Here is an 11,725-nt window from a genome sequence, read left to right on the forward strand (position 1 = left end):
TCCCCCTAATCAGAGGAGTAGTCCCGCAATACACTGGCAATGCGTATTCTGTAGAAAGAAAAAATTGACTGCTGCCCTTCCAGTTGAGCAGCCTGATGCATAGCATTGTTTTTCCAGCTGAGCACGGCATCCTCGTCTTCCCACCATGAAAGAGAAAGAATTTTCCCTGGCGTACTAATGCTCTGGAATCGTTCAATTGAAATAAATCCTGGGATATCTGACAGTAAAGGCTTCAGTTCAGAAGCTAGCTGAAGATATCGTTCCTGCGCTTGAAGTGGGGTTTCTGCTTCAAAAATTACTGCAAACATTCTGTATATCCACTGTCAATTTGCTTAAACAGACCTGCGATGTGCCGATGCTGCCGTGTTTACCCGACAGAACTACTTACCGCCTGCCTGTATTTTGCGATATGCTTACCCACGTAATGTGGACAAACGTATATAAAAATCAAAGGCCAGTAGAATTATCTATATTGCACAGTCAATACCATAGGCCAAACGGTAGATTTTTGCCGACAGCTAAGCGTGGTGAGCTGGCAGCCCCGAATTTCTTTCGGAAAGCTATACACACACGGTAATCCGAACAAAAAACACTCTCTTTCAGACTCAGTAAATATCTGAACAATTGAGTGGGGCAATATCACCGGAACATCAAACGACGAACACAACCAATGCAGTGATTCATATCATGTACACAGACAATTTTGACCGGAGATCGTCTAATGCCTGTGAGATAATTGTATCTATTGGATGCCTGAAAACACGTGCAGCGTAACATCTGGCGACTCGCTGCTATTAATGAATACTTGACCATCAGGCCTACAGCAAAGCTAATTGTAGTCAATTTGTTCACAATCAGTGATTTCATTTCCAGTTCCAAAAATATCAGCAGTGTCAGCATCATCAGGTGAAATATTCCCTATTGATCTCTGCTCAAATTCATTGAGATACTCTTCACACTCAATTGAATCGTTGATCCCACATGGTACTGGTTCAGTATCCATATAATCCCCTCCAAAATTGAAAACTTTCAAATCTACTAGCAATAAATAGTCACCCATGAATTTGTATTGTTAACCGAGGTTCCATTACTGACATCTTTTTCAAAACATTTCCAGCAAAAAACAGTGAGCAAGCTCACTAAAATAAGTTAAAAAAACAATATTTAAATTTTCACCACCACTCTAAAAATGCAATTAGGAACATTCCTATTTCTGTAAATAAAACCCCTTCATAATATTCATGTAAATTAAAAGCAACTCGCACCATGATTATAATGAAAACTTTGTAACACCTAATGCCTCAATAAATGAATTTTGAATTATTAAAAATTGATATTTTAAATAATTTGCTTTTAACAATATTTAGAAGGGGTATCCCTTTTAAAGCCGACCTGTCCCAGCACTCCTTGCTGGCAGGCATCTTAATAAGATGGAGATTATTATGACTAACTTAATCAAGAGAATTGCTGAAAATAACAACTGGGAAAAATGGGTTGCACTCAACTCAAATGCAGGATGCATCTCAGGCAGTAAAGATGGATGTATTTCGTCTAAGCGTGGCTGTATCTCGATTAACCACAATAATTCCTCGGGAAAATCGGGTTGCATCAGTTAATTAGTTGAATCAGGTACTTCTGCACTCGCTGCGGGAGTACCTGTCATCAATAAAATTCAGGCGAGGTTGCATTATGCAGACAAAGCATCAACTCCCGATGGAAATAGTTCGGTATATCCAGGATATACCAATTTATCAATCATCTATCACCAATGGCTACTTTCCTGTACTGGATAAGCCTACCTTAGCTGAAAATTTTCCTGCAAACTGGATGACACCCGCCCTGGCAGAAGCACTGGTAACTGGGGAAGCTGAAATGGTGCTTTCAACAGGAACCAATCACGCCAGAATGCAGATTATCCGCCCCCCTTTATTCTTACTCCACTCATACTATGAACTCTGGAGCCAGCATCCCGATATTGGTGATAGCTGGGAAAAGGGTTGTCAGAGGGTTTCCCTCACGACAGTGCTTGCCACTGAGCATGTACAGAGAATAAATAATAAAAAATCAGGCGTGTTGGCGGACAGAGAGTCGCGCAGGCTGGATGCACGCACCTTGTACTTGAATAAACAACTTGAGCCTGCCAAATGGAGCCGTGCTTCGATAATTCGTATACTGGATGACATTAAATTCGTTCAGCAACAACATCCCTGTGGCCTATACCACCTTGATTGTTCTAGTTATCATTTGGTGCATTTTCTGCTCAAGCTTGTAGAGTTTGGTCTGGAAAAAGAGTTTCCCGAGCCGGCGAGTATTATTCATGCTTACGAATTCACTCCAGCCAACGTCAGAGCTTTTTTAATAGATAGATTCAATTGCCCGGTTATTGATCTTTTCGGTAGTACTGAATTAGGATATCTATTTTATAATGACCGTCAGGGACAATATTACCCCCATACGAATAAAATGCATCTTGAACTTATTCCACTGGAAGAAGGAAGCACAATTTACAGCCTTATCGTTTCCAGCATTCGAAATCCCTGGATGCCTCTTATTCGTTATCGTTCTGGTGATTGTGTTCAAACAACAGATAACACAGCAGATCCAAACAAAGTCAGGCGAGTTTGCGGCCGGGAAAAAGAGATGCTGGTTACAAATAAGAGGCTTATGTCACAGGCAGATTTTGACGATTTGATAGCAATTTTCGCGAGCAATATTTTCATTTACCATCTGCATAAAAAAAACTCGAACACACTAGAACTCTCCTATACAACATTTAACGCTGAACCTGTTGCTGCGGATAATATCAATAAATTGAAACAAGCCATAAGCACGACAACAGGAATGTCCGTATCAATTACCTGGTGCACATTTATGGGCATTGGGAAATCGGGGAAATACGCATGGATATCGCAATGAATACACCGAAAATCTACTTTGATCAATTCCCCTCTTTGCTAGGTGATAATATTTTTTCCGAAGTTACACATTACACTGTAATGCAAAAAAGTGTCGTACAGCAGGAAGCTGAACAACAGGTTATTGAGTGTCTCAAGTTTCTTTATCTGACATCATCATTTCCAGAACAGTTAAGTGGACTCTTTCTTCCTGTCGAGCAAGCTATAGATGATGTATGGCACTACCTTATTTTGCAGACCCGTGAATACCGCACACTTTGTGAAAAAAAACTCCCCGGGCAATTCTTTATCGAGCACCGTAGTATGCCCTATGAGAATTATGGTCAAAAAGCTGACAGGGAGAAAATGATTGAGGAAGCTTTACGCTGGATCCCAATATATCGCAATACATTCGGAGGTTTTGACGCACAATCTGCCCCACACTGGACCATGGTAAGGTATCTACACGAACAGTTGGGAATGACATTGTTAGAAATTAACGGTCTTGATACCAGGACAACCTGATGGCGACAGAACATACCGTTATTGTTACTGGAAGTCGCTCCGTCAGCCATGGTGCACTGATAGTTATTTTACTCGCCCAATTGATCCTCGTCGTTGATGGCACCGTTGTCTATATGGCGCTACCCAGTATTGCTATGGAGCTTGATTTCCCGACAACAACGTTGTCATGGGTTCTGAACGCATACATGCTGACTTTCGGCGGACTTATGCTACTCGGTGGATGTGCTGGCAGTCATCTGGGGCATAAGCGTATTTTTATCACCGCTAATATGCTATTCATTGCGGCATCCTGTGCTGCCGGCATTGCCGGCACACCGCTATGGCTTATTATCACCCGGGGGCTACAGGGCATAGCTGCCGCTTTTGCAGCCCCCTCAGCATTTGCATTACTGATGATTCTGTTTGCACAGAAGCATAGCAGAGAGAGGGCCTTAAGGTTGTACACTGCTGTTTCTGGTGTAGGCAGTGCTGCTGGCCTGGTTTTAGGAGGAATACTGACCAGCTATTTTTCATGGCGTTATGTATTCTTCATCAACCTGCCGATTGGAGTATTGCTCCTCATGGGGGGAATTCACTACCTGCCAACCGACAAGCAAAAATCAGGAAAACGGCTGGATATTGCAGGTGCATTGACCTGCACAACTGGAATGTTTTTGTTGGTCTATGGGCTGATACAGGCAGCGGAAAAAAATCCTGGCTACGCTGGAAATTCTGTAATCGCAGCGCTGTTGATTTTGGCTTTATTCGTGATAATAGAAAAACGATCTCAGGATCCTGTTCTGCCTCTTAGCCTGTTCAGCAATTCTCTTCGCACTGGAGCCTATCTAAGTAAGTTTATGATGATTGGCGGCATGTTGGGAACATTCTTCTTTCTTACACAGTATTGCCAGACACAGCTAGGTTATAGTGCGCTTGAAACCGCGCTTCTGTTTCTCCCTCTCTCTTTGAGCCAACTGATCATGGTGGTTTATGGATGCCCCAGGCTGTTACGCGCGTTAGGTCCACGCAAACTACTGCTATGTGGTTTTTCTCTTGCTATTGCAGGCATGCTTTGGTTGTGTCTGGTTGCTACTGATAGCCTGCAGATAATCGATTTACTGCCAGCCGTGATATTACTGGGTATGGGGTCTGGCGCAGCACTTGTCCCGCTGGCGATTCTTGGTACTAGCGATATTACCTCAAGCGAAGTGGGAGCCGCCTCAGGTGTTGTCAATGCGACACATTATCTTGGTGGTGCCGTTGGTACCGCGGTAATAATCTGCGTTGCGGACTTTGTTTTACCATCAATCCTTGATATGCAAGGTTCTTCATCAAATCAGATGGTCATTTCGGCAGTTTGCTCAATGTTATTTTTCGCTTGCTCAATATTATTAACGCTATTCACAATGCGCGATTAAGAGCGCTGTCGTATTTAACCTCATCCTGCACCATAGATTCTTGTCCCAGATGTAAAGCACTCATGGCCTGCTAAGATTCTGTTTTTGGTTGAACGAAGCGCATTGACGGGCGTTATGCACGCCACAATGATAGCTTCGGCATCAGCGAAGTCATTTTTATTTGTTGTAACAAATGAGCGGATGAATTGTGGAGAGATCAGTTGGATGTATGTCCCTTTTATTAATTCGCGGGCCATAAAGTGGGTACCAGCACAGGCTTCAATCGCGATGATTATTGCAGGGCATCTTCACAGCATACAGCTTATACGGGGAGGTCGTAACATCTCATTACCCCGAAAATACGCATAGTTTGTTGCATTCGGCTGAGCGCTGGCGGGTGCGGCCGACAGGTTCGATAGTGCGATTCTGTGAAATTTACCAGCGCTCATGCGAATGCGCTTTTCAGTCACTCCGGGTTATCCCATCTTCGTAGACTGAAAAGCTTTAATATGGACCGCCATCGAGGTCTCGAACCCCGCTCCCTACAACATAAATGGTCGCTTGCTCTTCCTGATGAGCTAATGGCGGCTGGTGCTAATCCATTGGGGCGAGTGCCACAACGGGCGCTGAGAATAAGTGAAACGTGGTGAGCGTGTAAATTAAATAGAATATGCGAAAAATTAAAAACGTAGAGTGTCGTCACTATAGCTTGGAGTAGATAAAAATCTGTTATCCCTCTTTTCCTAACCCCGTCTGCTGAATCAGCATCAAAGAAATGCTGTTAAGCCACCGATGAGCGAGGCTTTGACGCTGACTTGTGACGGTGATATCCACCAAATTTTCACGTTTGAGTGTCGTATCGCTCCCCTCACCTTCAATCGACACGCGATACCAGACCGCCTGCGGGCGTAGATCTTTAGCGGGTGCAGTGGGATTGAGCGTCACAGGCCCACCGTGATCTTTAGCCAACAATAACGAAGGCAGACGTACAACGGCACTGTGGTCGATTGAGACCACACGACCCGTCAACGGTTGCCATTCACCTTGTTGATAAACTTTTGCTTCAGCACCCAAGTGTATACGTTCCAGATCATCTTCAGTGATTAACGCCCTGACGCGCCAACGGCGAGTATCGACCAGCGTGGCGATTCGTGTCGAAGGTGAAACCCAGCTACCGGTTTGCAACGTCATGTCGCGGTCTTCAATCACTCCCGTGGAAGCCGCTACCAGTTTCAGGCGACGTAACTCATTGCTGCCTGCACTTTGTTCCAGCGAAAACTGGCGTGCCATCTGTTCTGCTAACACCTGTTTTGCCGGGCCGTCTTTGTCGAGACCAAGTGCGCCACGGGCATTCAATTCCCACGCCCGGCGGAGTTCTTCAGCTTTATGTTGAGATGTTTCAGGAAGAGTGGCCTCCAGTTCAAACAGAGGTTGGCCGGCGGCAACCTGCTGCCCGTCAGTTACCCATACTTTCACAAGCCTTGCGCCATAAGGCGTGTAAATCGGCTGTAAAAAACCGGCTTCGATGACACCGGGTAGCGTCACTTTGTTTGACCAGGGAACAAAAATAACCAGCGACGCCAGGGCCAGTAAAATCAGCACTCTGGCAAGATAAAATGGTCGACTTTCCTTGCGCCGCCCCCAACAAATTTTGATTTCCCGGATCATAGGTTGCACCACAAAAATAACGATCTCGACTAAAAAGAGCACCACACCCAGCGCTTTAAAAAAAGCGTGATACACCAGCACAGCGATGCCGATAAACAACAGCAGACGATAAATCCAGGTGCAAAAAGCAAACAGGGTCAAAAAACGCGCAAATGCGGGGCTGATATTATCCGGCACAGGGTCGTTAATACCGAACAGATGCCAGCGCATCGCCCGCTTAGCCCAGTTTCCAGCCCGTTCGTGAAGACCTGGAAAATCAAGCAGATCGGTAAGGATATAGTAGCCATCAAAACGCATAAACGGGCTGGCATTGACCGCAATAGTCATCACCCAGGCCGTGCTGGCAAGAAAAAACAGTGCATTTTTTACACTGCCTTCCGGTGCGAATGACCACAGCAGTGTGGCCCACGCGGCAAGTACCAGTTCTGCAATTATCCCGGCGGAGGCGATTTTCAAGCGGTCACGTGAACGGTTCAGTTTCCAGCTTTCGCCGGTATCGGTATAGGCCATAGGCAACATCACCAGCAACGCCACGCCCATATGCCCGACGCGCACGCCATAGCGCATGGCAGTCAGCGCATGACCCAATTCATGCCAGCATTTGGAAAACACCAGTGCGGCAGCAAACACCAGCGCGCCGTGCCAACTGATTGAATGATGCAAGGTGGCTACCACCGTATCCCACTGGCGGGCGGCAAGAACAATGCCAAGTACAGCAACTAACATGGTCAGCATCAGAAAGGTTTTGCTGAACAGCGGTTGCAGAACAGGCAACACTTTGCGCAATGCTTTTTCTGGATGGATAAGTGGAATGCGAATAAAAAGGTAGCTGTGTAATAACCATTTCCAGACCGACGTGGCTGGACGGTATTGAGCGCTGCGCAAAAGCTGCTGCTGTTGTAAAAACAGCACAAATTCTTTGATGTCCTCATCCTCAACAACCAGTGTGGTTTGCTGGTTGATGAGTTGCGCAATTTTTGCCGCGTCTGCCAGTTGCCAGCGTTTGAGGATTTCTATTTCCAGCCAACCAATACGAAAAAACTGATTGCGTACAGGATCAATCAGGTGCCAGGCGGGAGAGCCGTCGCGGTTGGTTCCTGCGGGATTCAGGCGCAGTTCATCACGCAGCGCAGGCCACGGCGGAGCAGAGGCAGCTCCTGGTATCACCAGCCCCCCCAGGCGCGCAATGTCGCGACAGGACGCCTTAATAACAGATAACCCAAAATGCTCCAGTTACCCGTCACGCGCGCCGTACCTTGCAAGCCGATGCGAGCCACTTCTGGCTTGCCTTGCAGCGTGCCACGTAACAAATAACTGGCTACGCCGTTTGGCGCTTCAACGGTCTGATAACCGGCATAATCCAGCCGTGCAGAGAGTGATTCCAGTGGTGCGACTTTTAAAAAAATCGTCATTGGCGCGCCGCGACTCAGGTTGGTGGATTCACTCACCGGCGCCCACGCACGAACCCCCAGCTCCGTAGGATCAGCTAACAAGCCAATGCGTTCACCGGTTTGCACCGGACGCCCCGCCCAGTCATCCGGGTCAGAATAGACAAACACACCGTTGCCTGGCGCGCGAATCGTGAGCTTGTCGAGGTCGCGTTTGAGTGACTCCACTTCGACCTGTTTTTCTCGCCATTTTCCCTCGGCCATCGCGAGATCGACCTTTGCCTGCTGATCTTCAATCGCCTGTTGCGACGCCTGGTGCAAGGTGGTGTCGGCGGTTTGTAGCTCCGCCTCGGCCACCGCCAGACGATTGCGTAACGTGATGTCATCCAGTATCGCCAGTACTTGTCCTTTAACGACATCACTGTTCGGCAACACATTGATACGCTTGATAACACCGGTATCGGGAGCGGCAATAACCTCACTTTTCAGCGAAATAATCTCAACGGGCACCAGCGTATATTCGCGCACAGGGATACAGAGTATTAACAGGCAACACAGCGTGATAATACCCAAACGACGACCTGTATTTTGCTGCCATAAGCGCATGAAGCGCGAGGGGCGAGCATTCAGCGCCCACCACGCATAACCGTACAAACCCGCGAGTTGCAACAGGGAAAATTCGGCCGATGTCGGGGCAAGCGTGCTGGGCCACGGCGTGTCGCGGCCTATAAACCACAGCGCGCGAATTTCACCGTCAGCACCTGTCAGTGGCAATACCCAGACGTGAGGGGGAAACCACTCATTCCACTGGCTGGCAAGCGTTTCCTTTAACAATTCAGGGGTCAGCGCCAGCACGCGAGCTGTCGCGGGTAACGTGCGGCAATGCGAAGAAATATCTCGCGCAACCTCGGCAAGCCAAAGTGCATAAGGCGTGTTGTTGTCGGTATCACTTAACCCAGAATGCGCAATCAGACGGGCACGGTTGGAAGGCGTGAGGGAGAGCAAAGCCGCCTGACGATATTCCACCAGCAGGCGTGTCTCATTGCAGATAACAAAGCCCAGCTCGGCGGCGTTGTTTATGGTTTCGACCCGCGCCGCCAACTGATAAAAAGCAGCACTGGAGGTCACTGTTCTGACGCTCCCTTGGTCATGCAGTCGCCCTCCCCTGCAGGGCACATGGCGACGGCTAACCCACTCATTCCCGGTAAAACGTCGTCTGTTTTATCCGGAAAACGGGTTTCAATCTCAATAGTCTGGCTTACGGCATCCACTTTGCCGCTAATATTTGTCACCGTGAGCAGGAACTGCTTCCCCGTTTCTCCCACCGTTGCGTTAAGTTGCGAGCCCACTTTCAGCCATGCCACCCAACTTGAGGGGGCATTTAAACGCGCCCGCAGGGTTCCGCTGCCCACCAGATCGATTACCGGTGCTCCCGCTCCAATTCCCTGCCCTTCTTTGACATAAATTTTAGCGATACGCCCGGCAAAAGGAGCAATAAAACGGCATTGCGCCAATTGAGCATCAAAGATACCCATTTGCCCTTTGGTACGATTGACATCCGCCGCCGCCAGCCCGACTTCCAGCGCTGCGGCTGATTGTAGCCCCTGAAGTTTTGCTTTCGCTTCATAGCGTAATTGCGCGGCACGATACTCCGCTTCAGCGGCGTTACGGCGCGCAACCAGATCGCTGCAGTCCATGGTGGCCAGGACTTTGCCCTGAGCAACACTGTCGCCGAGCGCCACATTCACTTTGGCTATGCGTCCGGGGACGACGCTGGAAAGTGGACTTTCCCGATTGGCCAGAACCAAAAAACGGACATTTTGCTTACCTTGCCCGGCAGTCGACTCCGCGGCTTTCAGCGGAGGTGCTATCAGCAGCATTAAAACCAGGCACACTTTTACCAGGTGGCTGACTCGCCGGTCACCTGTGATTATTGATCGGTTCATCGTTAGTTTTCCTTATGGCGCTGTCGTCAACACCGGGGTGACGCCCGCAATTCTTTGCAAATCGCCAGTCACAGCGAGCGCTGCGGCTTCTGCCAACGCACTCACTGAACGAGTCGTGATTTCATTTGGCAAATAACTCAAATACTGACGAGTCAAGACTTCAGCGTCATTGGCATCGATCACGCTCATGGTCCACACCCCTTTGCGCATACCGTTGCTGTTGACAACGTTAAAGCGCATTTGCAGCGTGATACTTTTTGGCGAAGGCTCAAGAGAGAGATGGTTTGCGACCATGACGCGACTTACCGCCTCTTTGACGCTGGAACGCGATGCGCCAGCAGGCATGCGAAGGATCTGTACATTGACGGAATGTTGTTCACCCACCGCCATGCCTGCATTGTGGGCAAATACGCTGCTTTCTTGCTGGCGTAAGCTGGTCTGGATCTGGCGTGAGAGACTGGCAACATCGGTTTTTGTCACCTGGTCTGGCAGCAAATCTATGCCGACTGAATTGAGTACTCGCCCATACGCCGCCTGCGCTTCTGCATAAGAGGTTGCCGCTTCGAAACGAGAAACAATGGATCGAGCCTGTGTGCGCAAGGTTTCCAGATCGCTGGTGAGTGAGTTTTCCGAGCCGGCCCGGGAGATACTGGCAAGACGCTGGTCAACCTGGGCGGATTGTTCGGCTATCTGGAAATCATAGCTGGCAAGTTTGTAACGTTCGACCGAAACGCGCACCTGAGTTAATACCGCCATACTCAGAGCCATACGCCGCGCATCGTCGGTTTTGCTACGGGCATCATTGGCATCGCTGATGGCCGGAATACTCAGCAGTTTAAACAGATTCATGGAGACGCCGACGCCGCTTTCAATCCAGTTGTTATTGTAAAGGTAGTCGTTCGAGTCGTAATTAATCCCGGCAAACAAATTCAGATTAGGGAACAGCGAGGCGATTTGCCGTTTAGTTTCATAGCTGTTAATGCGCGTTTTGTAATCTTCTTCACGCAGTTCCGGGCGGCGTTCCAGCGCCATTTGTTCAAGCTTGTCGATATGGGTTGGCGTAGGAGCAAGTGGTACAGGCGTATCCTGTAAAATTAACGGCGTGCCTGGCGGCAGATTAATCAATGCCGTCAGCTCACTTTTCGCCAGGTCCATTTGCTGACGTTTTTCGTTGAGCAATGTGATGGCATCCAGCAACGCTCGTTGGTATTCCAGCCCTTCAACCGGTGGTAACACGCCAGCTTGTTCCGCCACGCGCGTTTTATCCAGCGCTTCGGTTATCTGTGCCGCCAGCGGCTGAGTTTCATTCAGCAGACGCTGTGCACCCAGCGCTCGCCAGTAGGAATCACGGACTTCCTGAACAATATTTTGCAGCACTTTGCGGCGGCGCTCTTCGGCGATATTCACTTCATCCGCCTGTTGTTTGGCGCGGAAATAGCTCATACCGAAGTCGAGCACATCCCATGAGAAGGTCGCGCTGGCAAGATAGTGTTGGCGCTCTTCTGAAGTGGACGGACGCAAACTGACAAGGCCATCCTCGATGCCGACGCTGGTCCCTCCAGAATCGTTATCACGCCAACGGTACCCCGCGTCAGCCATCAGTTTCGGCAGCATGTCCTGCTGTGAAACGTCAAGAAGACTGCGAGACAACGCGGTTTCCATCATCTTCAGACGATAATCGAGGTTGTATTTCAACGCCCGGGCCATCGCATCGGAAAGCGTTAGCGGGCCGTTTAGCGATTCTTGGCCCTTGTACATTTCAGCCCGGTCGCGATTCGCCCGCGCGGTGATTTCACTCTGTGTGAAGGGTTCGGGTTTGATGGTTCCACAGCCCGCCAGAAGCAGTACAGCAATCAGCCCGGTCATCGGTTTAACCCACTGCACTTCACATTTTGAGCCTGATACCAGGACAGATGCACTCATCATCG

Annotated in this window: 9 protein-coding genes and 1 pseudogene; 3 read left to right on the forward strand and 7 right to left on the reverse strand. The window is 48.8% G+C overall.

Annotated elements, in window-relative coordinates:
* Positions 1-5: 5 nt before the first annotated feature.
* Positions 6-308, reverse strand: a complete 303-nt coding sequence (locus RHD99_RS13945) for an antibiotic biosynthesis monooxygenase family protein (protein ID WP_309874593.1) — start codon at positions 306-308, stop codon at positions 6-8.
* A gap of 521 nt (positions 309-829) precedes the next feature.
* Positions 830-1,003: a hypothetical protein gene (locus tag RHD99_RS13950; RefSeq protein WP_309874596.1), complete on the reverse strand. Its 174-nt coding sequence runs from the start codon at positions 1,001-1,003 to the stop codon at positions 830-832.
* A gap of 686 nt (positions 1,004-1,689) precedes the next feature.
* Here RHD99_RS13950 and RHD99_RS13955 point away from each other — a divergent pair.
* The 3 genes from RHD99_RS13955 to RHD99_RS13965 are packed head-to-tail and all read left to right on the forward strand — an operon-like array spanning position 1,690 to position 4,816.
* Entirely contained in the window at positions 1,690-2,916 is a 1,227-nt protein-coding gene (locus RHD99_RS13955) for a phenylacetate--CoA ligase family protein (RefSeq protein ID WP_309874598.1), read from the forward strand.
* On the forward strand, positions 2,901-3,419 hold the full coding sequence (locus RHD99_RS13960; RefSeq protein WP_309874600.1) for a glycine-rich domain-containing protein: 519 nt from the start codon (positions 2,901-2,903) through the stop codon (positions 3,417-3,419). Before RHD99_RS13955 ends, RHD99_RS13960 begins: the two co-directional genes overlap by 16 nt.
* Positions 3,419-4,816, forward strand: coding sequence for an MFS transporter (locus tag RHD99_RS13965; RefSeq protein WP_309874602.1), 1,398 nt, complete (start codon positions 3,419-3,421; stop codon positions 4,814-4,816). The genes RHD99_RS13960 and RHD99_RS13965 overlap by 1 nt, the downstream gene beginning before the upstream one ends.
* A gap of 73 nt (positions 4,817-4,889) precedes the next feature.
* On the opposite strand, the pseudogene RHD99_RS13970 reads toward RHD99_RS13965, so the two are convergent.
* From RHD99_RS13970 to RHD99_RS13990, 5 genes and pseudogenes are all read right to left on the reverse strand, one after another.
* Positions 4,890-5,100: pseudogene (locus tag RHD99_RS13970) on the reverse strand (hypothetical protein); the annotation flags it as partial.
* Positions 5,101-5,524: 424 nt separating this feature from the next.
* Positions 5,525-7,630 (reverse strand): site-2 protease family protein, encoded by a 2,106-nt coding sequence (locus tag RHD99_RS13975; protein WP_309874604.1) that lies wholly within the window; start codon positions 7,628-7,630, stop codon positions 5,525-5,527.
* The gene (locus tag RHD99_RS13980) at positions 7,627-8,979 is read right to left on the reverse strand and encodes an efflux RND transporter periplasmic adaptor subunit (RefSeq protein ID WP_309874606.1); all 1,353 of its coding nucleotides are present in this window, start codon (positions 8,977-8,979) and stop codon (positions 7,627-7,629) included. The genes RHD99_RS13975 and RHD99_RS13980 overlap by 4 nt, the downstream gene beginning before the upstream one ends.
* The gene (locus RHD99_RS13985) at positions 8,976-9,797 is read right to left on the reverse strand and encodes an efflux RND transporter periplasmic adaptor subunit (protein ID WP_309874607.1); all 822 of its coding nucleotides are present in this window, start codon (positions 9,795-9,797) and stop codon (positions 8,976-8,978) included. The genes RHD99_RS13980 and RHD99_RS13985 overlap by 4 nt, the downstream gene beginning before the upstream one ends.
* Before the next feature lie 12 nt (positions 9,798-9,809).
* Positions 9,810-11,723, reverse strand: coding sequence for a TolC family protein (locus tag RHD99_RS13990; RefSeq protein ID WP_309874609.1), 1,914 nt, complete (start codon positions 11,721-11,723; stop codon positions 9,810-9,812).
* Positions 11,724-11,725: the final 2 nt, after the last annotated feature.

This window comes from Buttiauxella selenatireducens (assembly GCF_031432975.1).
GTDB lineage: Bacteria > Pseudomonadota > Gammaproteobacteria > Enterobacterales > Enterobacteriaceae > Buttiauxella > Buttiauxella selenatireducens.